Annotated in this window: 20 protein-coding genes; 5 read left to right on the top strand and 15 right to left on the bottom strand. The window is 61.8% G+C overall.

The annotated features are described in order from the left end of the window. Position 1: 1 nt before the first annotated feature. The 3 genes from B5T_RS19105 to B5T_RS19095 all read left to right on the top strand — a co-directional run bounded on the left by B5T_RS19105 (position 2) and on the right by B5T_RS19095 (position 3,395). Complete coding sequence (locus B5T_RS19105; RefSeq protein WP_014996164.1) at positions 2 to 1,033, top strand: HlyD family secretion protein; 1,032 nt, start codon at positions 2 to 4, stop codon at positions 1,031 to 1,033. A 1-nt stretch (position 1,034) separates the two neighbouring features. After that, positions 1,035 to 2,519 carry a DHA2 family efflux MFS transporter permease subunit gene (locus B5T_RS19100; RefSeq protein WP_014996163.1) on the top strand — a complete coding sequence of 495 codons (1,485 nt, stop codon included), beginning with the start codon at positions 1,035 to 1,037 and terminating at the stop codon, positions 2,517 to 2,519. Between the two features lie 576 nt (positions 2,520 to 3,095). After that, the gene (locus tag B5T_RS19095) at positions 3,096 to 3,395 is read left to right on the top strand and encodes a hypothetical protein (RefSeq protein WP_041717131.1); all 300 of its coding nucleotides are present in this window, start codon (positions 3,096 to 3,098) and stop codon (positions 3,393 to 3,395) included. 97 nt (positions 3,396 to 3,492) lie between these two features. Here B5T_RS19095 and acs read toward each other — a convergent pair whose 3' ends face one another. The 12 genes from acs to dksA form a co-directional block, all read right to left on the bottom strand. After that, positions 3,493 to 5,430 carry an acetate--CoA ligase gene (gene acs / locus B5T_RS19090; protein WP_014996161.1) on the bottom strand — a complete coding sequence of 646 codons (1,938 nt, stop codon included), beginning with the start codon at positions 5,428 to 5,430 and terminating at the stop codon, positions 3,493 to 3,495. A gap of 338 nt (positions 5,431 to 5,768) precedes the next feature. Further along, positions 5,769 to 6,149 carry an aspartate 1-decarboxylase gene (gene panD, locus B5T_RS19085; RefSeq protein ID WP_014996160.1) on the bottom strand — a complete coding sequence of 127 codons (381 nt, stop codon included), beginning with the start codon at positions 6,147 to 6,149 and terminating at the stop codon, positions 5,769 to 5,771. Positions 6,150 to 6,267: 118 nt separating this feature from the next. After that, the gene (gene panC, locus B5T_RS19080) at positions 6,268 to 7,122 is read right to left on the bottom strand and encodes a pantoate--beta-alanine ligase (protein WP_014996159.1); all 855 of its coding nucleotides are present in this window, start codon (positions 7,120 to 7,122) and stop codon (positions 6,268 to 6,270) included. 55 nt (positions 7,123 to 7,177) lie between these two features. Further along, complete coding sequence (panB, locus tag B5T_RS19075; protein WP_014996158.1) at positions 7,178 to 7,963, bottom strand: 3-methyl-2-oxobutanoate hydroxymethyltransferase; 786 nt, start codon at positions 7,961 to 7,963, stop codon at positions 7,178 to 7,180. Positions 7,964 to 8,051: 88 nt separating this feature from the next. Further along, complete coding sequence (locus B5T_RS23310; RefSeq protein ID WP_014996157.1) at positions 8,052 to 8,732, bottom strand: deoxynucleoside kinase; 681 nt, start codon at positions 8,730 to 8,732, stop codon at positions 8,052 to 8,054. Continuing rightward, entirely contained in the window at positions 8,704 to 9,225 is a 522-nt protein-coding gene (gene folK, locus B5T_RS23305) for a 2-amino-4-hydroxy-6-hydroxymethyldihydropteridine diphosphokinase (protein WP_014996156.1), read from the bottom strand. The genes B5T_RS23310 and folK overlap by 29 nt, the downstream gene beginning before the upstream one ends. After that, complete coding sequence (gene pcnB, locus B5T_RS19060; protein ID WP_014996155.1) at positions 9,222 to 10,607, bottom strand: polynucleotide adenylyltransferase PcnB; 1,386 nt, start codon at positions 10,605 to 10,607, stop codon at positions 9,222 to 9,224. Before pcnB ends, folK begins: the two co-directional genes overlap by 4 nt. 596 nt (positions 10,608 to 11,203) lie before the next feature. Further along, positions 11,204 to 12,538: a sigma-54-dependent transcriptional regulator gene (locus B5T_RS19055; protein ID WP_014996154.1), complete on the bottom strand. Its 1,335-nt coding sequence runs from the start codon at positions 12,536 to 12,538 to the stop codon at positions 11,204 to 11,206. Between the two features lie 302 nt (positions 12,539 to 12,840). Further along, positions 12,841 to 15,762, bottom strand: coding sequence for a sensor histidine kinase (locus tag B5T_RS19050; protein ID WP_014996153.1), 2,922 nt, complete (start codon positions 15,760 to 15,762; stop codon positions 12,841 to 12,843). Beyond that, positions 15,752 to 15,928 carry a hypothetical protein gene (locus tag B5T_RS23435; protein ID WP_014996152.1) on the bottom strand — a complete coding sequence of 59 codons (177 nt, stop codon included), beginning with the start codon at positions 15,926 to 15,928 and terminating at the stop codon, positions 15,752 to 15,754. Before B5T_RS23435 ends, B5T_RS19050 begins: the two co-directional genes overlap by 11 nt. 90 nt (positions 15,929 to 16,018) lie before the next feature. Further along, positions 16,019 to 16,912 carry a tRNA glutamyl-Q(34) synthetase GluQRS gene (gene gluQRS / locus B5T_RS19040; protein ID WP_014996151.1) on the bottom strand — a complete coding sequence of 298 codons (894 nt, stop codon included), beginning with the start codon at positions 16,910 to 16,912 and terminating at the stop codon, positions 16,019 to 16,021. Positions 16,913 to 17,043: 131 nt separating this feature from the next. Beyond that, on the bottom strand, positions 17,044 to 17,451 hold the full coding sequence (gene dksA / locus B5T_RS23300) for an RNA polymerase-binding protein DksA (protein WP_268237297.1): 408 nt from the start codon (positions 17,449 to 17,451) through the stop codon (positions 17,044 to 17,046). Positions 17,452 to 18,372: 921 nt separating this feature from the next. Here dksA and B5T_RS19025 point away from each other — a divergent pair. Both B5T_RS19025 and sfsA read left to right on the top strand, forming a co-directional pair. Beyond that, positions 18,373 to 19,548 carry an aminotransferase class I/II-fold pyridoxal phosphate-dependent enzyme gene (locus B5T_RS19025; protein WP_014996149.1) on the top strand — a complete coding sequence of 392 codons (1,176 nt, stop codon included), beginning with the start codon at positions 18,373 to 18,375 and terminating at the stop codon, positions 19,546 to 19,548. Beyond that, positions 19,545 to 20,267 carry a DNA/RNA nuclease SfsA gene (gene sfsA, locus B5T_RS19020; RefSeq protein WP_014996148.1) on the top strand — a complete coding sequence of 241 codons (723 nt, stop codon included), beginning with the start codon at positions 19,545 to 19,547 and terminating at the stop codon, positions 20,265 to 20,267. Before B5T_RS19025 ends, sfsA begins: the two co-directional genes overlap by 4 nt. Here the strand turns inward: sfsA and B5T_RS19015 are convergent. From B5T_RS19015 to B5T_RS19005, 3 genes are read right to left on the bottom strand one after another with little or no spacing between them, the layout of a single operon-like run. Further along, the gene (locus tag B5T_RS19015) at positions 20,262 to 21,227 is read right to left on the bottom strand and encodes a serine/threonine protein kinase (protein ID WP_014996147.1); all 966 of its coding nucleotides are present in this window, start codon (positions 21,225 to 21,227) and stop codon (positions 20,262 to 20,264) included. The genes sfsA and B5T_RS19015 overlap by 6 nt on opposite strands. Continuing rightward, complete coding sequence (locus B5T_RS19010; protein WP_014996146.1) at positions 21,224 to 21,556, bottom strand: Rieske (2Fe-2S) protein; 333 nt, start codon at positions 21,554 to 21,556, stop codon at positions 21,224 to 21,226. Before B5T_RS19010 ends, B5T_RS19015 begins: the two co-directional genes overlap by 4 nt. Before the next feature lie 26 nt (positions 21,557 to 21,582). Next, on the bottom strand, positions 21,583 to 22,587 hold the full coding sequence (locus B5T_RS19005; protein WP_014996145.1) for an adenosine kinase: 1,005 nt from the start codon (positions 22,585 to 22,587) through the stop codon (positions 21,583 to 21,585). Positions 22,588 to 22,775: the final 188 nt, after the last annotated feature.

Here is a 22,775-nt window from a genome sequence, read left to right as displayed (position 1 = left end):
AGTGACCTCGATACAACGAACCCGCCGTCTGGGCATGGGCTTGGGCTTGCTGGTGGCGGTGGTGCTGATCCTGTGGCTGATTTTTGGCGGCCAGCGCTACGTCAGCACGGATAACGCCTACATCAAGATCGACATGTTGTCCCTGGCCGCCAACGTCAGCGGACAGTTGGTGGCGGTGAACGTGGAACGCAATCAGGTGGTGGAGAAGGGGCAGGTGCTGGCGGAAGTGGACCCCCGGCCGTTTCGCATCGCCGTTGCCGAAGCACGAGCGGATCAGCAAGCGGTGCGCAACCGCATCCTGTCGTTGCGGGGCGATTATGCCCAGGCCACGGCGGAGCGGGATCAGGCCAACCGTGATGTGTCCTATTACCGGCGTGAGCTGCAACGTTTGCAGCGCATGAGGCGCAGTTCGGTGTCCGAGGCACAGTTGGACAGCGCGCGGCAGAAACTGGACCAGGCCCGCGCCAACGGCTCCGTGGCGGAACAGCGTCTGGTCAGCTTGCGGGCGCAACTGGCGGGCGGCCCTGATATGGCGGTGGAGGACCACCCGGATTATCAGGCCGCCACCGCCAAGCTGGAGCAGGCGGAATACGATCTGTCCCAGTGCCAGGTCATCGCCCCGGCCTCCGGCATCGTCGGTGGCGAAGTGCCGATGGTGGGGGAACGGGTGAACGCCGCGGTGCCGATCATTTCCTTGTCGAAGACCGATACGTTGTGGGTGGAAGCGAACCTCAAGGAAACCCAACTGACCCGAATCGTGCCGGGGCAGACAGCGGAAGTGGAAGTGGACACCTTCCCGGGGGTGAAGTGGGAAGCGGAAGTCATCAGTCTGAGTCCGGCCACCGGTTCCGAGTTTGCGCTGATTCCTCCGCAGAATGCCAGCGGCAACTGGGTGAAAGTGGTTCAGCGGCTCCCCGTGCGGCTGCGTTTGTTACCCAAGGATGGCCAGCCGATCCTGCGCGCCGGAATGAGCGCCGAGGTGAGCATCGACACCGGTGACGAGCCGGAGCAACAAACCGCACAGGCGCAGTAATATGACGCGTATCGAGGACCAGCGTCTGGTCACCGCCAGTATCATGCTGGCGACGGTGATGCAGGTGCTCGATACCACCATTGCCAATGTGGCCCTGCCACATATGCAGGGCAGCCTCTCCGCCAGCACCGACCAGATTACCTGGGTCCTGACCTCCTACATCGTGGCTTGCGCCATCATGACCCCGGCGGTGGGCTTCGTGACGTCGCGTATCGGCCGGCGCCAGGTGTTCCTGTGGTCGGTGGCCGGGTTTACCGTGGCGTCCGGTCTGTGCGGCCTGTCCACCTCGCTGGAACAGATGGTGGCGTTCCGTATTTTGCAGGGTATCTTCGGCGCGGCCCTGGTGCCGCTGTCCCAGGCGGTGCTACTGGACTCCTATCCGGTGGAAAAGCACGGGCAGGCCATGGCGGTCTGGGGGGTTGGGGTGATGGTCGGGCCAATCCTCGGCCCGACACTGGGAGGCTGGCTGACCGAATGGTACAGCTGGCGCTGGGTGTTCTACATCAACTTGCCGTTTGGCTTGCTGGCCTATCTGGGGATCTGGCTCAGTGTGCCGGACACGGAAATCCGGAAAACCCGATTTGACCTTACCGGTTTTGCCTTGCTCGCTCTGGCCATCGGTGCCTTCCAGTTGATGCTGGACCGGGGCGAACACCTGAAATGGTTTGGCAGTCTTGAGATCCAGATCGAGGCGGTGCTGGCGCTGGCGGGCCTGTATCTGTTCGTGGTGCACTCGCTGACCCATAAAGCGCCTTTTATCAATATGGCGTTGTTTCGGGACCGCAATTTCGTCACCGGTGTGGTGTTCATTTTCGTGGTGGGGATCATCCTGCTCGCCACCATGGCACTGCTGCCGCCGTTTCTGCAGCAGTGGAAGGATTACCCCGCCGCCACCACCGGCATCGTACTGGCCCCCAGAGGGCTCGGGTCGATGGTGTCGATGATGCTGGTGGGGCGTTTGATGCGTACCCGCCTGGATCCCCGGGCCCTGGTGATCACCGGGTTATGTCTGACCAGCCTGTCGTTATATCAGATGGCGGGCTTCACCTTGCAGGTTTCGCAGAGCGATCTGATCTGGACCGGGGTGCTGCAAGGACTGGGGCTTGGCCTGGTGTTCGTGCCGGCCTCCGCGTTGACCTATGCCACCCTGGCGCCTTCGTTGCGGACCGAGGGTACGTCATTGTTCTCCCTTTCCCGCAACCTCGGTTCCAGCGTTGGTATCTCGATCATGACCGCCATGTTGACCCGCAATCTGTGGATCAACGAGCAACAGCTGGGCGAGCAGCTGCAACTGAAGGCCTGGATTGCCCAGGGATTGCCGATGAAGGATCTGGTGTCCGGGGTGCCCGCCCAGGTGTATCACACCCTGTTGAGTCAGGCCGCGGAGATCAGTTACATGAACGATTTCCGCTTGCTTATGTGGATTAATATGGCGGCCATTCCGCTGGTATTGTTACTGCGGCGTCAGCAGCCGGCGACAGTTTAGCTGCCGCCTCTGGTCACCTCTCCCCTCAAACAAAGAACAATCCTCTCGCTCCTTGCTTTAAAAAACCGAAAGAGTTGTTGCCAATTTTAAGGCCGGTATTACTGCCGCCATAGAAAATAAGATATCGGCAGCTTTTGGAAAACCTTTAATTATTTTTTATGGCTATAAAGGATTTATTTTTTAATGCCAATTTGGTTTAAAAAAGGACATATATTGGTTTTTTCTCCCTTTGTTTTTCCATTAGAGTCATGAATGTGAATAAATGAAAACGGGCGAAAATGCCTGAAAATAAAGGCGGAGCCGCGTCGGGGCGGGCTTCGGGCTGGCCGGTGCGCTTAATGAAACGCTGATTATTTCGTTGATCGACCTGTCAGGGTGTCGATTGGAGCGGCGCCCATAAAAAAGTGACATGTATCACGAAATAATAACCAACGGAGCGAGGGGAGTGACATGGACGCGACGCAGTGGGATCAGGGGAAAAGACAGGATGAGCCGAGAGCCGGACGGATTTTAAGGGAAAAAGGCGGCGGCGCCGGGCGACCGCTACGATGGCTTTCTTGGCGATGGGGTGTTGGGGTGCTGTGTGCACTGCTGATGCCGCAGGGCTACGCCAGCGACGGGAAGATACGCTTCCATGGCAGAATCGCGGTGGCGACCTGTGAGGTTGGCGTGAGTGCCGTTACCGGAAATGAGGCGGTGGTGTCCAGTTGCGAGCGGATCAGGCAGGAAGTGGCGGATCCGATGGTGTTGATGAACACTCCCAGCCCCCACATGAGCTGGCACCGGCTCGATGGCAGCGTCATCACGGGGAATGCGGAAACCATCGTCAGTCAGGCCGTCAATACGCCGACCATTCTGTATCTGAACTATCCGTGACAGTATTCGTGACAGGTGGTGCTTCCGGCCGCTTAAAAAGCCCGGCCCCTGACTGTACCGGGGCCGGGAGACAGGCTAACGGTGATGCCGATCCGCCTTAGCGGTTGCGGCGGGTTTCGATCAACTGGTCGACCACGCCGGGATCCGCCAGAGTGGAGGTGTCCCCCAGGCTGTCGAGCTCATCGGCGGCGATCTTGCGCAGGATGCGGCGCATGATTTTGCCGGAACGGGTCTTGGGCAGCCCGGGCGCGAAGTGGATCAGATCCGGCTTGGCGATCGGGCCGATTTCCTCGGTGACCAGCTTGCGCAGTTCCTCGATCAACTCCTCGCTGCCCGTGGCGCCGGCCATCAAGGACACATAGGCGTAGATGCCCTGGCCTTTGACGTCGTGCTGATAACCCACCACGGCGGCCTCGGCGATGCTCTTGTGCAGCACCAGAGCGGACTCGATCTCGGCGGTGCCGAGGCGGTGGCCGGACACGTTCAATACGTCGTCGACCCGGCCGGTGATCCAGTAATAGCCGTCTTCGTCGCGGCGGGCGCCGTCACCGGTGAAGTAGTAACCCGGATAGGCGCTGAAGTAGGTGTCGATCATGCGCTGATGATCGCCGTAAACGGTACGGATCTGGCTCGGCCAGCTCGCTTTGATCACCAGGTTGCCGGAAGTGGCGCCGTCCAGCTCCTTGCCGTCCGGGTCCATCAGGGCCGGCTGTACGCCGAACATGGGCAGGGTGGCGGAGCCCGGTTTCAGATCCACGGCACCGGGTAGCGGGGCGATCATGATGGCGCCGGTCTCGGTCTGCCACCAGGTGTCCACGATCGGGCAGCGCTCCTCGCCCACCACTTTGTAGTACCACTCCCAGGCTTCCGGGTTGATCGGCTCGCCCACCGTTCCCAGCAACTTCAGACTCTGCCGCGACGTCTTGGTGACGGGCTCGTCGCCGAGTCCCATCAGCGCGCGAATGGCGGTGGGCGCGGTGTAGAAGATGTTTACTTTGTGCTTGTCCACCACTTGCCAACAACGGGAGGCGTCCGGGTAGGTGGGCACGCCCTCGAACATCAGGGTGGTGGCGCCATTGGCCAGCGGACCATAAACGATATAGCTGTGGCCGGTAACCCAGCCCACGTCGGCGGTACACCAGTAGATGTCACCGTCGTGATAGTCGAATACGTATTTGTGGGTCAGCGCGCTTTGCAGCAGATAGCCGGCGGTGCTGTGTACCACGCCTTTGGGCTTGCCGGTGGAGCCGGAGGTGTAGAGGGTGAACAACGGATCCTCGGAGTCCATCCATTCCGGTTCGCACCGCGGGTCAGCCTGCGCCATGGCTTCGTGATACCAGAGGTCACGGCTGTCGTTCCAATCCACGTTGCCACCGGTGCGTTGTACCACCACGCAACTGTGGACGCTGGATTGGCCATTCATCGCTTTGTCGGCGTTCTGTTTCAGCGGTACCGTGCGGCCGCCGCGCACGCCTTCATCGGCGGTGATGACGGCACAGGCGTCAGCATCGTTGATACGGTCCTTGAGGGCTTCCGGTGAGAAGCCGCCGAAAACCACCGAGTGGATGGCGCCGATACGGGCGCAGGCGAGCATGGCGTAGGCGGCTTCCGGAATCATGGGCATGTAAATCACCACCCGGTCGCCCTTTTTGACGCCGCGGCCGCGCAGTACATTGGCCAGCTTGCTGACCTGCTCGAACAATTCCTGGTAGCTGATGTGCTTGTCCTGGTCCGGCTCGTCGCCTTCCCAGATGATGGCGGTCTGGTTGGCGCGTTGCGGCAGATGACGATCGACGCAGTTGTAACAGGCGTTCAGTTTGCCACCGGCGAACCAGGCCGCGCGACCTTCCTTGAAATCCCAGTCGCTGACGGTATCCCAGCGGGTATGCCAGTGCAGCAGCTCTTCGGCGCGGGCCGCCCAGAAGGTTTCCGGATCGTCGACGGATTGTGCGTACCAGCGCTCATAGGTGTCGCGGTCCATGAGGGTCTGACGCTTGAATGACTCCGGAACCGGGTGGATTTTATGCTCGGACATTGCGGCCTCCTTCCATACTGCTCGCCGGTGGCTTGTTGTTAGACATTGTCCGCACCCGCCCCGGGTCGGGACACGCCCTTGGGCGATGGTGATGACAAGGGTCGGGTGAGGTGAAAGTGCGGCCGCATTATGGCGCGGCAAAGGAACGCACAGGAATTAAACTATGGTCTAACTCCCTTTGGCGCAAGGGTGGGGGATACTTTGGGGGTAGGTCGATGAGGGGATCGCGGTTCGCGGGCCGTTTCCGCACAATGGCCGTGAACATGACAAACAAAAACGCCGGCCTCGGGGCCGGCGTAGGCGAATCAGGGTACGGGCGCGTACGTGGCGCGCAACAATCAGGCGACTTGTACCGGGATCGCGTTGCTGGAGCCTTTGACTTCGTTGCCTTCGCCGACGTAAATCAGCCGCGGCTTGAAGTTAATCAGCTCTGAGCTGCCGTAGCTGGCGTAAGCGCAAATAATCACGCGATGGCCAGGTTGGGCTTTATGGGCGGCGGCACCATTGACGGAGATGATCTTGGATCCTTCTTCCGCGCGAATGGCGTAAGTTTCAAAACGCTCGCCGTTATCCAGATTATAGATCTGGATTTGCTCATACTCGAGAATGCCGGCCATATCCAGCAGATTGCCATCGATGGCGCAGGAGCCTTCATACTCCAGTTCCGCGTGGGTAATGCGAGCCTGGTGCAGCTTGGCTTTCAGCATGGTGCACTGCATATCGGGTACCTCTCTGAACAAGCCACGGACGGCCTGGGCAGGCTGTCTGCGGGGCGGCAGTATGCATGAATCACTGGTCACATACAAGGCGCCGCGGAACCGCCAAATCCGTGCTTTTTTATGTGTTAAGTAACGAAATCGTCACGTTGTCGATCAACCGCGGTTGTCCCAGCCGGGCGGCGGCGGCGACCACCAGATCCCGGTGTTGCGGGCCCGCCGGGACCAGTGTGTGGGCATCGGCCACGGTGAAATAATCGACCTCAAAACCCTGCTCGCCGAGGGCCCGGGCCAGGCGCGTTTCCAGGGCCCGGTAATCCCGTTCCCCGGTGGCGATGGCATTGCGCGCCTGCTCCAGATGCTGGTGCAGCAGCGCCGCCCTGGGCCGTTCCGCGGCGGTCAGGAAACCATTGCGGGAACTGCGCGCCAGGCCGTCCTCCTCACGGTCGGTGGGGGCACCGACAATGCGGATCGGCATCATCAATTCCGCCGTCATGCGGCGGATCACCGCCAATTGCTGGAAGTCCTTTTCACCAAAGACGGCGATATCCGGCTGCACGATATTAAATAATTTGCTCACAACAGTGGTGACGCCGCGGAAGTGCCCCGGCCGGTTGGCGCCGCACAAATGGTCCCCCAGGTCGTCCACGGACACCCAGGTCTTGTTGCTGCCCAGGGGATACATCTCGTCTACGCTGGGCATGAACAGCAGGTCAGCCTTTTCTTCCCGCAGCAGTGCGCTGTCCTGGTCCAGGGTGCGCGGGTAGGCGTCATAGTCCTCGCCGGGGCCGAACTGGGTCGGATTGACGAAGACCGAGACCACCACGCAGTCGGCCTGCCGGCGCGCCTCACGAACCAGACTGAGGTGACCGTTATGCAGATTCCCCATGGTGGGGACCAGGGCCACGGTTTCGCCCGCCTGTTTCCAGGCGGTGATGGCGTCGCGGGTGGCGCTCACGGTTTCCGCGATATGCATTGGGATGCCTCCACGATGAATAGACGCCCCGGCACGCTCGTGCCGGGAGGGGCATTTAGAAACAGTGTTCCCCGGCGGGGAAGCTGCCGTCCTTGACGGCCTGATCATAGGCGCGGATCGCGGCGGCGATGTCGCCGGCGTCGGCCATGAAATCCTTGACGAAGCGCGCCGGCCTCGGGTTCAGGCCGAGCATGTCGTGCAGCACCAGCACCTGGCCGTCGCACTCCGGCGCGGCACCAATGCCGATGACCGGCGCCTGCACGTTGGCGGTGATCTCGGCGCTGAGGCCGCGCGGCACGCATTCCAGCACGAACAGAGCGGTTCCGGCCCGGTCCAGGGTGATGGCGGCTTCCAGCAGTTCCTTGGCGCCGGCTTCATCCTTGCCCTGTACCCGGTAGCCGCCGAAGGCGTTCACCGATTGCGGGGTCAGCCCCATATGGACGCAGACCGGGATACCATTGCGCTTGAGCACGGTGACGGCTTCTTCAAGCCAGGCGCCGCCTTCCAGTTTGATCACGTTGGCGCCGGCCCGCATCAATTGGGCGGCGGCGTCCAGGGTGCGTTCCAGGGTGGCGGCCCCCATGAACGGCACGTCGGCGATGATCAGGCTGTTCTGATTGCCGCGGGCCACGCATTCCGTGTGATACACCATCTGTTCCAGCGTGACCGGCACGGTGCTCTGCTGTCCCTGGACCACATTACCAAGGGAATCGCCGATCAGCATGGCTTCCACGCCGGCATCGCTGATCAGCCGGGAAAAGGTCGCGTCATAGGCGGTCAGTACCGAAAACTTGCGGTGCTCTTGTTTGTACTTCTGCAGGGTGCGGATGGTTACGGGCATGGGGCTCTCCCCTGACAAATAGACGGAGGCGCCTGGAAGGTAAAGGCAGGCGCCCGGGGCGGGCTTGGGGGCTCGGAGGCAAGGCGGTTCAGAGGTTCCCCAGCGGCCGGGGGTTAAAATAGTGGCGGCCCGAGCGGATGTCCAGCAACTCGGCCACCAGTTGCTGGTAGTCCCGCTCCCCTTCCACCAGATCGATGTCGGCGGTGTTGACGATCAACAGCGGCGCGCCGTCGTAGAAATGGAAGAAACGGGTATAGGCGTCGTTGAGCCGTTCCAGGTAGCCGGGATCCATGCGTTGTTCGAAGTCGGTGCCGCGTTTGAGCACGCGCTGCCGCAGGGTGGCGGTGGGGGCCTGCAGATAGATCACCAGATCCGGCGTCGGGGCGTCGATCAGCATGTGCTTGTAGACGTTGTCGTAGAGCGGGAACTCTTCGTCGCTCAGTGTCACCTCGGCGAACAGCCGGGTCTTGTCCACCAGGAAATCCGCCACCCAGGGGCCGCTGAACAGTTCCTGCTGGTGCAGGTTGCGCAACTGTTCCGCCCGCTGAAACAGGAAAAACAGCTCGGTTTGCAAGGCGTAGCGGGCCGGGTCCTGATAGAAGCGGGACAGAAAAGGATTGGCTTCCGCCTGCTCCAGCAGGGTATCGAAGCCAAAAGTGTCCGCCAGGCGTCGGGTCAGAGTGGTCTTGCCGACACCGATGGGGCCTTCCACGGCGATCAGGCGAGGCAGATTGCCGGCTTCACGACGCTGTTGAATGCGCTGGCTCAACAAAGTGGTTCTCCTCCAGGTTGGGCAGACGGCGCAGTGGCTGGTCCGCCACTCCAGGCCAATAGTCGGACAGCCGGCGGCCGTCGGGCAAGCGCGCTTCGGGGGCAATGTCCAACAAGGGGCGCAAAACAAAGGCGCGTTTGTGCATTTCCGGATGCGGGACGGTGAGACGGGGCAGGCGGATGGTCTGGTCCCGCCACAGCAGAAGGTCCAGATCCAGGGTACGTTCACCCCAGCGCCGGTGCCGTACTCGCCCGGCTGCCTTTTCCAGGTCCTGTAACGCGCTGAGCAGGGACAGAGGTGGCAGGCGGGTTTCCAGCAAGGCCACGGCGTTGACGAAATCGGGCTGATCCTGCGGGCCCACCGGCGCGGTGTCATAGAGAGCGGAATGCGCCAGCAGGCGGGTCATCGGCAATACCGCGATGGCTTCCAGGGCACGGCTGACGCGCTCGACAGGGCCATCCAGATTGCTACCCAGACCGACGGCGATCATGCTTCGCTGTCGCCTCCGCCCCCGCTGCGACGGCGCCGCCGACGCCGCCGGCCGCCTTGGCGGTCGGGCTGGCCCAGATCCTGAACCATGGCGCGTTGCTGGGACTCGTCGGCGGCTTGATAGCGGGTCCACCATTCTCCCAGTCCGGGTTTGATTTCACCGGCCTGTTCGCGCAGCAGAAGGAAGTCGTAAGCGGCACGGAAGCGGGGGTGCTCCATCAGGGTATCCGCCCGCTTGCCATTGCGTTTGTCCAGGCGCGGCTGCAGGTCCCACATTTCGCGCATCACCGAGGAGAAGCGGCGAGGCACCGAGGTGTGATGGCTTTGCTCGTTAAGAGCCCAGGTGGCGGCTTTATGCAAGGCCGGCGCTGGCGGAATGCCATCCTCGCGATAGCGATTCAATTGTGTGACCAGCACCGGCCACAGAAACACCGCGTAAAGGAAGGCCGGGGTAACCGGCTTGTTCTCGGACAGGCGCCGGTCGGTGTTGTCCATGGCGGCCAGGATCAGCCGTTCCCAGACTTCTCCCTGCTCACTTTCCAACGCTTCGTGGGTGTTGGGGAACAAAAAGGCAAACAAACCCAGCTTCCGCAGCTGTTCAAAGGAATCCCGGGCATGACCGCTGAGGAACAGCTTGAGCACTTCGTCGAACAGGCGGGCGGGCGGAACCTGCAGTAACAGCGACGCCATCTCAGGAATGGGCGCCCGGGTGGCGCGATCCAGCTGAAAGCCCAGTTTGGCGGCGAAGCGGGCGGCGCGCAGCATGCGTACCGGATCCTCGCGATAGCGTTGCTGAGGATCTCCGATCAACCGGATGATGCCGCGCTCGATGTCCTGCCGGCTGTTGACGAAATCATACAGGGCGAAATCGGCGATATTGTAATAGAGGGCGTTGATGGTGAAGTCGCGGCGCAGCGCGTCTTCCTCAATGTTGCCCCAGGTGTTGTCTCGCAGCACCAGGCCGGTTTCCTCATGGGCCCGGTGCTGATCGTCATCCAGATCATCATCCCGCTGGAACGCGCGGAAGGTGGACACTTCGATGACCTCGCCACCGAAACGCACGTGCACGATCTGGAAACGGCGGCCGATGATGCGGCTGCGCTTGAACAGCCGGTAGACCTGCTCCGGGGTGGCGTCGGTAACCACGTCGAAATCCTTGGGTTGCCGCCCGCATAGCAGATCCCGCAGGCATCCCCCGACCAGATAGGCTTCGAACCCGGCCTTATGCAGTCCGTAGAGTACATTGAGCGCGGCCCGGGACACCTGTTTACGGGAAATAGGGTGGGCGTCGCGGGGAATCACCTTGGCCTTGGGAAGGCGGGGCGTACGTGGGGAACCAAACTGAATAAGGCGGGTCAGTTTCTCCAGAAGCTTTGACGCCATTGAGCGATTATCGTCCTAACTGAATGAAAGGCGGCATGGTAGCACCTTTTTCGCGCCACAGGTTATTGATCGGCGCCTTGCAACGGAAAGAGATGGAAGGCAAGCTGGGCGTTTAAAAGTAAAAAGGCACCACAACCTTGGTTGTGATGCCCTATGCGCTGATTCTGTTGTTGTTATTGTTTGTGTTGTTTTCTGCCTTGCGCCGTACGCACATGGTGTTACGGCATTTCTCTCGTTTGGCTCGTCCACTTTTTGTTCTTCTTTTCTTGTTCTTATTTGAGCCTTGCCGCCTTGGTTGTTTTGTTTATCTGGCGTGGGATTCATAGTGCATGGATGGATTTTCCTTTGCAATAGCATGTTAAATCCTTATAAATCAGCAACTTACAAAAAACATGAAAAAGCAGTTCCAAAGGTGGGGGTGTGGGGTAACGTTCTTGTTACCCGCCCTGTGTAGTAAGGTAACACTTGGTCGTTGAATGCGACTGAGGGAGTAACAAGGAGGGTCCCACAAGCCGTTTCTGGCAAAGAAAGATGGGATAATCGCTGACACACGACACGCTATTCGCGAGTGAACCCGCTTTCCATGGACCAGGCTCTCAGCGCCGGCCGCCCTTGCGACGGGGAATGCCCAGGCGCTGGCGGCGCTCCCACAGGCTTTTGCGGCTGATGCCGAGCTTATTGGCCAACTCGGTCTCGGTCATGCTGTCCTGGTTTTCCAGGACAAAGCGGGTGAAGTAGTCTTCCAGCGACAGATCCTCGGAGGGATCCAGGCTGGCGCGGCTGGCACGGGTGGTGCGTTGCGGCGCGCGATCCGGATTCAGGCCCAGTTGACCGGGGCCTATGGCTTCCTCCTCGGAGAGAATCACGGCCCGCTCGATGACGTTTTCCAACTCCCGCACATTGCCCGGCCAGCTGTAACCACGCATCGCCTCCAGCGCTTCCTGAGTGAAAAACAGGTTCTGCCGCCGCAGTTTCTCGCTGCCACGGGCCAGGAGGGCGCTGGCCAGGTCCTCGATATCCTGCTCGCGGGCCCGCAATGGCGGCACTTCCAGTTCCATCACGTTAAGCCGGTAATAAAGGTCACGGCGGAATCCGCCCTCGGTGACCCGGGTGGGCAGATCGGTCTGACTGCTGGCCAGGATGCGCACGTCCACCCGGCGCGTGGACAGGGAGTCCTGACGATGGATCTCGCCTTGCTCCAGCAGCGTCAGCAGCCGGCTCTGCGCTTCTCCGGACAGTTCGCCCACTTCGTCCAGAAACAAGGTGCCGCCTTCCGCTTCTTCAATGCGGCCGGGCTGGCCATCGTTGCCGAACAGATCATCCAGTTGCAGTGTTTTCGGCAGGGAGGCGCAGTGCACGGTAATCAAGGGGCCGCCGGCCCGGTCACTGTGTTCATGAATGGAGCGGGCGGTCAGTTCCTTGCCGGTGCCGGCTTCCCCAAGGATCAGCACCGGGGTATCAGTGGGCGCCACCCGGGCGATGCGGTGTTTGAGCTCGCGCATGGCCTGACACTCACCGACCATGGCGTTGACCGGATAGCTGCGTTCCATATCACGGCGCAGTGCCTGGTTGCCGCGATTGAGCCGGCCTTCCTTCAGCACCCGCTCCACGGCCAGCAGCATTTCCTCGTGATCGAACGGTTTGGGAATGTAGTCCACCGCGCCCTGGCGCATGGCGTCCACCGCCGAACGCAGACTGGCGTAACTGGTCATGATCAGCACCGGCGTCGGGTTGGCTTGTTCGATCAGGGCCGTGCCCGGCTCCCCCGGTAATCGCAGATCGCTGATGATCAGGTCGTACTGATGCAGGCTTTTCTCCAGGGCCTGCTCCACGGATTCCGCCTCCGTCACGGAGTGATCATGCCGCTCCAGCAGTTTGCGTAGCGCGCCGCGAATCACGGGCTCGTCTTCCACGATCAGTATGTGACTCATACTGCCTTCCTTCTAATTCTAAGAGCCTGTTTAAGATCTATTCACCGCCGCGCCGGAGTTCATTTTGTCGTCAGGTCGTGATTCCGATTGTGCAGTGTAGTCATTCTACATAAACAAGCGTAATCGCGGGCTGGCGGCACTCTCCACCTAAGGAAAGTGGGCCCGGCCCTCCGGGTTGCGCTGGAAAAGCCGCCAGACGACGCCCCGGCCTTTGCCTTTGGCCCACCAAAGCCTGCAGTCCGCGACGCCGCCTGGCGGCTTTTCCAGCAGCAACGCGGTGGCGAATAGACCTTAAACAGGCTCTAATAAGCGGGCAGGTCGATGATAAACCGGGTGCCTTGGTCGCCCTCCACTGGGCTCTCCACGCGCACCGTCCCCTGATGGTCTTCGATGATACTGTAAACCAACGCCAGTCCCAGACCCGTACCGCGGCCCGGCGGTTTGCTGGTGACGAAGGGTTCGAACAGGGCATCGCGCAGTTCCGTCGGTATGCCATGGCCGCGATCCTCGACTTCGATACGCACCTTCTCGCCTTCGGGGCGGCTGCGGACCGTGATCGGGGCGTCGTCCTCGCTGGCGTCCGAGGCGTTACTGAGCAGGTTGACGAACACCTGCAGCAAACGTTGCGGGTCACCCATCACTTCATGGGTCGGGTCGCAGAGATTGCGGAAGTGTTGCTGGCGGCGGTCCGGGTCCAACTGCAGCAGGGCGATGGCTTCGGCGGCGGTGTCGAAGACCCGCACCGGGCCATGAATCACGTCGCGCATGCCGCCGGAATGGCTGAACGTTACCAGTGATTCGACGATGCGGGTGATGCGTCGGGTCTGCTCCATGATCTGGCGTCCGCTGAGGCGCTGCTCCTCATCAATGCTGTCGCCTTCCAGATTTTGTGCGAGACAGGCGATGGCGGTAACCGGATTACCGATCTCATGGGCCACCCCGGCGGCCAGGCGGCCGATGGAGGCCAGCCGCTCGTTGTGTGCCAGATGCGCTTCCATATGGCGCAGATCGGTAATGTCCTCAAGCACCAGCACCAGGCCGCCGGCCTGTTCGGACGGGCCGGCGCCACGGATCAGCGATTTGTGCAGACTCAGCCAGCGAGCCTGGCCGTTGACCTCGATACTGCGTTTGGGGTCGTGGGCGTCCTCGCCGCGGCTGAACTCGGTGAGCAGTTCCCCCCAGGGAGAGGGCAGATGATCCAGGCGCGAGCCTATGGTGTCTTCCGCCTCGATGCCGGTCAGGGTTTCCACCGCCCGGTTCCAGCCGATGATCTCGCCGTCGGCGCCCAGGGAAATAACCCCCATCGGCAATTCAAGCAGGGTTTGCCGGTGGAAACGGCGCAGGCTGTCCAGTTCCGCCGCCAGACCGGAAAGGCGATCCCGGTACTTTTCCAGACGGGTTTCGATAAAGCGAATATCCTCGCTGGATTCCTCACCCTCGCGCGGCCGATAGGGCACGTTTTCATCCATCAGTTGATGGGCGACGGAGGGACCGAGCAGGCCGGACAGGTTGGTCTCCAACTGATCGCGCAGCCGCCGCAGAGCGTAGGGGCGGGTCTCGGTATACTTCAGGCGCAGGTCCCGCAGCGCCATCTCCACTTCACGGGCGGCGGTTACCGGCCCCAGCGGGCCGCTCAGTGACGCGATGAAATCGTCCACGGACTGGGCGCTCAATTCCCAGCGGTACGGGCGTCGCAGGCTGTCCACCGCGCAGGCCTCGGCGGCGGACCGTTCCGCCCGGGACATGGGGGTGACGATCGACACCACTGCATAGATCAGGCCATTGAGACTCACCGACGCCAGCGCCACCCGGTGCCATTGGGTAGCGCCTTCCGGATACTGCCAGCCGAGCCACTGCAGGACTTCCTGGGCGTGCCAGTGCGGCGTGATCAATGGGAACAACAGGGCTACCGCCCAGATCACGAACCCTGCCAGCATGCCGGCGAACAGCCCGCTGCGATTGCCCGATGGCCAGAACAGCGCCCCGATCAGGCCGGGCACGAATTGCAGTGTCGCGACGAACGACAACACCCCCAGTTCCACCAGGGAATGGTTGGGGCCGGTGAGCCGGTAGAATAAAAAGGCCAACGCCAGAATGGCGGCGATCAGCACCCGCCGGGTCCATAGCAGATTGCGGTACAGATCCTGGGCGGAACTGAGGGGGCTGGCCGGCAGCACCAGGTGATTCAAACACATGCCGGACAGCGCCAGCGTGGCGACGATCAACATGCCACTGGCGCCGGCCAGGCCGGCCAGATAGGCGAGCACCGCGCCGTGGCCGTTCTCCCGGCCGACGCCGAGAGCGAAATAATCCGGAATGGTCGGCGCGTCGATGGCGAGCGCGGACCACAGGATCAGCGGCACACACAGCGCCATGATCAAAAACAGCAGCGGCAGTCCCCAACTGGCGGTGATCAGAGCTCGAGGATTGAGGTTCTCGGTGAAGGCCATGTAGAACATATGAGGCATCACCACCGCGGAGACGAAGAACGCCATGATCAGGCTGTGCCAGGTGCCGTCCTGCAAAGGCTGGTAAAGACGAGTGAGCATCTCCGGATTGGCGTCCAGCCACTGGTTCAAGCCGCCGAGACCACCAAAGACGCCGAACAGCCCGAGCAGAGCCACCCCTACGAACGCCACCAGTTTGATCAACGATTCGGTGGCGATGGCGACGACCAGCCCCTCATGCCGTTCCCGGGCGGTGGCATGGCGTGCACCGAACAAAATGGCGAACAGGGTGATCAGCAGACAGAACCAGAATGCCAGCCAAGCGGGATCGGGATCCCCGGTCAGTATCTGGATCGACTCCGCCACGGCCTTTAACTGCAGTGACAGCAACGGCAGCATGCCGATCACCATCATCACCGTGGTCAGCGCCCCGGCCAGGCGGCTGCGATAACGGAAAGCGAACAGATCCGCCAGGGAGCCCAACTGGTAGGTCGTGGTCAGACGCAGGATTGGCGCCAGCAGGATCGGCGCCAACAAAAACACCCCGGAGATACCGAGAAAATAGGCAAGAAAATTGTAGCCGTAACGATAGGCGTAACCCACCGAACCATAGATGGCCCAGGCACTGGCATAGACGCCCAGCGACAGCACGTAAACGACCGGATGACGAACCCAACGTGAGGGGATCCAGCCTCGCTCGGTGATCCAGGCCACCAGGAACAGAAACAGCAGGTAGCCACAGGCGATCAGAATCAGTTCGCTGACACTATACGTCATTCGCGTCCCGGCTCTTGGCGATCCAGTAGCTGAGAGCGATCAGGGCCAGCCAGATCAGGTAGGGGCGATACCAGCCGCGCCCACCCTCGCTCCACCAGCCGATGATGGCCGGGGAGAGCAAATAGGTGCCTAAAATGAAAATAATCAGTAGTCGGTCGGTATACATGCACTCTAATCCGGCGGCGAGGGCGCCTCGACCGATTCAGGCTCGGGTCGGCCCAGTATGATTGAGCATACGGCTGGAGTTGAGCATACGTCAGACCTTCCCGCCTTGTAAAAGCGCGGGGGCGGGTAACCCGGTGCCGCGCGGCAGTTGCTCCGGTGTCCAGTTTTCCCGCGCCCATTGCAACAGATCGGTGACCGTGGCCTGTTGTAACCCGGTCGGCGGGGACAGCCCCAGGCAGGTCAGTGCCGCATGCGTGAGTGGTCCCTTGAGGTCCGGGTCCAGCGCGGCGCCACCCATGGATTTGCTGATCTTCCCGCGACCATCCGGTTGCAGGATCACGGGCAGATGGGCGTAGCGGGGCGCGGTGGCGCCGAGACAATCCAGAACGCGGATTTGCTGTAGTGTGGAGGTCAGCAGATCCGCTCCGCGCACCACATCGGTGATGCCCTGATCGCGGTCATCCAGCGCGCAGGCCAGTTGATAACTGAACAGGCCGTCGCGGCGGCGGATCACGAACGGGCCTTCCTCCTCGGCGAGCTGAGCGCACACCCGGCCCTGCAGACGGTCATCGAAACACAGCGCCGCCACCGGTACGGTCAGACGCACGGCACGATCCGGTCCAGGCGGCTGCGCCACCGAAGGTCCGGGGTGCACATCGCCCAGCGCTTTCAATTGTTGCCGTGATAGCGTGCAGTAAAAGGCCTGCCCCTGTTCCAGCAAAGCGTCGAGTGCCGCCTGATAGGCGTCACCGCGCTTGCTCTGATAGAGCAGAGCCCCATCCCAATGCAATCCGAAGGCTTCCAGTTGCCGCGAAATAGTATCCGCCGCCCCCGGCTGTTCCCGTGGCGGATCCAGATCGTCCATGCGTACCCGCCACTCCCCCTGGTGATAGCGGGCATCCAGCCAACTGGCCAGAGCGGTGACCAGAGAGCCGAAATGCAGGGGGCCGGAAGGGGTGGGGGCGAAGCGACCGCGATAGGACATAACCAGTGGATAGTTGACAGTTGAAAGTTGACAGCTGAAACAGCACACGGCCGGGCATGGCCCGGCCGTGAAAGAAAGTCATGTTTTGACTTTAGCTGTCCACTGTCAATTGTCCACTGTTAACTGTTTTCTCAGCCCGCCAGCTGCCTTTCCTTGATCTCGGCGAGTTCCTTGCAATCGATGCACAGTTCCGCGGTGGGACGGGCCTCCAGTCGGCGGATGCCGATCTCGATGCCGCAGGCCTCGCAGTAGCCGTAGTCATCCTTGTCGATCTGATCGAGGGCTTTCTCGATCTTTTTCAGCAGTTTGCGCTCGCGGTCGCGGGTGCGCAGTTCCAATGCGAATTCTTCCTCCTGGGTTGCCCGGTCGGCGGGGTCGGGCAGATTCGCCACCTCGTCCTGAAGGTGGTGCATGGTGCGATCCGCTTCTTCCATCAACTCCTGGCGCCAGGCCAGAAGAACCTGACGGAAATGGGCGCGCTGAGCTTCGTTCATGTACTCCTCGCCTGCTTTGGCGACATAGGGAGTGACTCCATGAATAAGATTGTCCGCTTTGTCGGCGGCTGTTGCGGGTTTTTTCACCGTCGATTTCACCTGAACTGAAGAAGAGGAACGGGACGGCCTGCGCTCCTGGCTGCCGGGAGCCTTCCTGGCGGTTCCCGATGACGTCGTCGTATTCCGGGCCGGCGCTTGGGCCGGAGCCGGCTTGGCCTTGGCCCCGCGCTTGGCGGTGCCGGAAGCCTTGGATTGGGGTGCGGTTGTGGCGCTCGATTTGCTTTTGGGCGTGCTTTTCACCTGTTTGCTGCGAGTGGAGGAAGCGGGGCCCGGGGTAGCTTTCCGGGCCGCCTGAGTCTTCGGTTTGGCTTTCGTGGCCGTTGCTTTGGTGGTGGTCTTGGCGGTTTTGCTGACCGTTGCCTTTTTGCTGGCGGCCTTGCTCTTGCTGCCAGGGGAAGGGGCTGCCTTGGCCGTGGTCTTTGCGCTGGCGGGTCGCTTGCTGGCGGCTTTTTTCGTGGTCGTGACTTTTTTCGCCACCTTCGACGCGGCCTTGGCCGCTGCTTTCTTGGGGGCGGCTTTTTTGGCTACAGCCTTCTTATTGACGGTGGCTGCCTTTTTCACCGCGGCTTTCTTGCTGGCGGCGGCGGAAGTCCGGGCTGCACCGGCCTTGGGTTTGGCGATGGCTTTCTTTTTAGCTTTTTTCCCGGTGGCCATTTTGATCAACTCCCTTAACATAGTCACGACTCGCTATTCGGAGCCCAGTTCCCTGAGCGTTCCCTGAGCATGGCCCCGCCCAACCGGAGCCCGTCAATAGTGTAATCTTCGACCTTACCGCGTTACTGCCTGCCATGCCACTGTTGGCGATGGCAGTCAACCCGGTGGGCTTTCCCTCGCCCGGCGGCGTTTCTTGACGCCACGAAACCACGGGATTATAGCCACAACATAGCGACAGAAAAGGGGTTTTTCTTGACCGATTTGCAAAGAATTTCCCGCCTTGCCAACACCGTTCCGCCTTTTCACGTGATGGCGTTGCTGGAGCGGGCCCAACAACTGGCGGCCCAGGGCCGGGATATTATCCACCTGGAGGTGGGGGAACCCGACTTTCCTTGCCCGTCGCCGGTGATGGCGGCGGCCCGCCACGCCCTGGATCTGGGACAGACCCGGTACACGCCGGCGGCGGGGTTGCCGGCATTGCGTGAGATCATCGCCGAGGATTACCGCGACCGCTTCGGCGCGCAGGTGGATCCGGCCAGAATTGTGGTCACACCGGGGGCCTCCGGTGCCTTGCAGCTGGCTTTGGGGGCGTTGCTGGACCCCGGCGATGGCGTGTTGCTGTGTGATCCGGGTTACCCCTGTAACCGCCAGTTCGTCCGTATGTTTGGGGGTATACCGCAGCCCATGCCGTTACAGGCGTCGACGGGATTTCGTCCCAGTGGCGAGATACTGCGCTGCGCCTGGGACAAAACGACCCGGGCCGCTGTGGTGGCCAGCCCGGACAATCCCACCGGCAATCGCATCCCGGCCGGGGAATTGAATGACTGGGCGCGGTGGTGCCGCGAGCGTCAGGGCACTTTGATCGTCGATGAAATTTACCAGGGGCTCTGCTACGGCGCCGAAGCGGAAACCGTATTGGCGCATGGCGACGCCGCCTGGGTCATCAACAGCTTCAGCAAATACTTCGGCATGACCGGTTGGCGGCTGGGGTGGTTGGTGGCGCCGGAGGCGGCGGTGCCGGCGGTGGAGCGGCTGGCGCAAAACTGGTTCCTGGCTCCGGGCACGGTGGCGCAACATGCGGCCATGGCGGCGTTCAGCGAAGACACTCTGGCTATCGCGGAGCAGCGCCGGCAGCTGTTGGCTCGGCGCCGTACCCTGTTGCTGGAGGCGTTACCGGGAATGGGGCTGCCGGTGGTCGGTGACAGTGAAGGCGCCTTCTATATCTACGTGGATGTCAGCGCCCACACCCGGGACAGCTTCGAACTTTGCCGGCGCTTGCTGGAAGAAGCGGGCGTGGCGGTAACGCCCGGGCTGGATTTTGGTGAGACCCACCAGCCCGAGCGATACATTCGTCTCGCCTACACCTGCGACGAGGAGCGCTTGCATCAGGCGCTGGAGCGTCTGGCCCGCTTCCTGGAGAGGCAATGAAGTTCGATCCCCCCATGCAGGCGGTGACCCTGTTGCGCCGCTACAAGCGTTTCCTGGCTGATGTGCGTCAGGCTGACGGCAGCGAGATCACCGTGCATTGTCCCAACACCGGTTCCATGAAGCATTGCGTGCTGCCGGGCCGGGAACAGGCGGCGTTGATTTGCGACAGCGGCAACGACAAACGCAAGTATCGCCACACACTGGAAGCGGTGCAGGTGGCTCATGGCCACTGGGCCGGGGTCAATACCGGTCGTCCCAATACCCTGGTGGCCGAAGCCATCGCGGCAGGTCGGGTGCGGGAACTGGAACCGGGCGCGGGGGTGTTGCGCGAGATCACCTTCGGTGACAGCCGTTTCGACCTGGCCCTGGGTGAGCGCACCGCTCCTCATACTTTCATTGAAGTGAAGAACGTCACTCTGGGGCCTGGCCCCGACGATCCCGACGATGGTGTCATCGCCTTTCCGGACTCGATCACCGAACGCGGTCAGAAGCATTTGCGGACACTGATGTCGGTGGTGGCATCGGGCAAGCGGGCGGTGCTGTTCTTCTGCGTACAGCATTCCGGCGCGTTGGCGGTGCGCCCGGCGGATGAAATCGACGCCCGTTACGGCGAGCTGTTGCGAGAGGCGGTGGACAAAGGCGTGGAAGTATTGGCCTGGAAAACCACGATGACCGAGGTCGAGAATCGGCTGGAGACCCGTTTGCCCCTCAAGTTATGACAGCCGTTGAACCTGCTCCGTCATGGTGGTGACCCGGTCCTGCCAATAGCGGGGGCTGTCGAACCAGGGGAAGGCGGGAGGAAAGGCTGGATCGTCCCAGCGCTGAGCCAGCCAGGCGTCATGGCAGATCATGCGGCGGATGCGCAGCGGTTCGATCAGCACGCTCTGATCCCAGGGAAAGGGCAGAAACAGCTCATAGCCACGGGCCACGACCTGCAGTTGATGGCGTTGCTCTTCCTGTTCACCGGAAAGCAGCATCCACAGATCCTGCATGGCCGGCGCCCGCACGCTGTCGTCCAGGTCGACGAAGTGAGGGCCGCCTCCGATTTCACCGTACTCGCGCCAAAGGATGTTGCCGCTGTGGCAGTCGCCATGAACGTTAAGCAGGGGGAAGTCACGACCCGCCAGATGGGTTCGCAGTCGCGCCACCAGAGTGGCGGTCAGGTCCCGGTATTGGCCCCGGTAGTTCAGATCCACCACCTCTTCGGTGAGCTGGGCGGCGGCTTTTTCGATGTCGGTAATCACGTCCAGGGTGGGGCGCTGCCGGTAGGGACGGTCGTTGCCACACGCATGCCAGCGCGCCAGGGTCCGCCCCAGTTGCTCGAGATGAGCGTCATTGGCCAATTCCGGCGCATGACCGCCGGCGCGGGGGAAGATGGCGAAGCGGAAGCCGCCATGCTCGAACAAAGTGCGGCCGTCCCGTTGCAAGGGCGCCACTACCGGCAAGTCCCGTTCCACCAGAAAGAGACTGAAACGGTGCTCCTCCAGGATCTGTTCGTCGCTCCAGCGCTGAGGGCGGTAGAACTTGACGATCACCGGCGGCCCTTCTTCCTGACCGATCTGATAGACCCGGTTCTCGAAGCTGTTGAGCGCCAGCAAGCGGCCGTCGGTGAGAAAGCCGACGCCATCCAGGGCGTCCAGCATGAGATCCGGGGTCAGATGGTCGAAGGGATGGCTCATGCCGGTTGCGGTACCTCGCCCAGCCAGATTTGTTCCTCTCGGACTTCCAGGGGGACCGCCAGCAGGGCATCGCCACTGCAGGGGCCGGACAGGCAATCGCCGGATTCGATTTCGAACAGGGCGCCGTGATTGGCGCAAATGAGAAACTGATTGTCACTGTCGAGGAACTGATCCGGCATGAAATTCAGCTCGATTCCCAGGTGCGGGCACCAGTTCAGGTAGGCATGGAACTGCCCGTCCCGTTTGACGATCACCACCGGCTGGTCATCCACCTGGAATTCCCGGGCGCTGTCGTCCTCGATATCGTGAATAGTGCATACGGCCTGCATCGCGGTCTTACTCTCCTTTTGCTTGCCTACTCGCCCAGAATGCGTTGGCGGATTTCCTGATGAGCGCCGCTGGGCAGGCGCGGGCCAAATTCAACGATCAGGCGGCCCGCGGCGGCGTTGGCCAGACGGGCGGCGGTGACCGCGTCGTGGCCATGAGTGATGGCATAAAGATAGGCGCCGGCGAACATGTCCCCGGCCCCGTTGGTATCAACTGGCTTCACCGGGTCGCAGGGAATAGGGTGTGCCTGCTGGCCGTCCCACAACAAGGACCCTTGCGCGCCCCGTGTCATCACCAGGGTGCGGCACAGTGGTTTCAGAGCTTCCAGGGCGGCTTCCGGAGTATCGGTATCGGTAAAGCCCCTGGCTTCGTCTTCGTTGCAGAACAGCAGATCGACACCATCGCCGAGCATTTCCGTCAGACCATCACGGAAGAAACGCACCATGGCCGGATCGGAAAACGTCATCGCCGTGCCGACGCCGTTTTTTTCAGCCAGTTGACGCAGGCGGACGGCGGCGGCCCGGGCACTGGGGGAACTGACCAGATAGCCTTCCAGATACACGTAGCGGGAGGCCGCCACGATCTCCTCGTCAACCTCGTCTTCGGAGACCTGCTCGGAAATGCCAAGGAACGTGTTCATGGTGCGTTCGGCATCCGGCGTGATCATCACCAGGCAGCGACCGGAAATGCCCCGCGGGCGGTTGCCATTCATGTTGGTGTCGACGCCGGCGGCCAGCAGCTCGCGCACGAAGATGTCGCCGGTGTCATCCCCGGCCACCTTGCAGGCGTAATAGCCGCTGCCGCCAAACTGACGGGCCGCCACCACGGTGTTGCAGGCGGAACCGCCGCTGGTCAGCTTGTGGGGTTCAGCTTCGCCTTCCAGTGCCTGCAGTAATTCCGCCTGACGTGCCTGGTCCACCAGGGTCATCAGCCCCTTGCCCACCTCCATGTGTTCGAGAAAGGCGTCACTGACCTCGATTTCCGTATCCACGAGGGCATTGCCGAGGGCGTAGACGTCGTATTTCTTTTCCATGGTGGCTCCGTTGGGGCTGTTCCCACCTCTGATCATCCCGATTCCGTGCGGGACGGAAGGCGGCCCGGGTGGGGGACGGGCCTGGCGGGGCCTATTATGGGGATGGCCGGGGCGGTTGCAAAATTTCCTCAAAGATGACGGCCGGCGCATCAATCCTTCCGGGGCCCTCATAAAATCCCCACACTTTT

This window comes from Alloalcanivorax dieselolei B5, assembly GCF_000300005.1.
Lineage (GTDB): Bacteria > Pseudomonadota > Gammaproteobacteria > Pseudomonadales > Alcanivoracaceae > Alloalcanivorax > Alloalcanivorax dieselolei.
The sequence above is the reverse complement of the archived record's forward strand: the minus strand, read 5'-3'. Positions and strand labels throughout refer to the sequence as shown.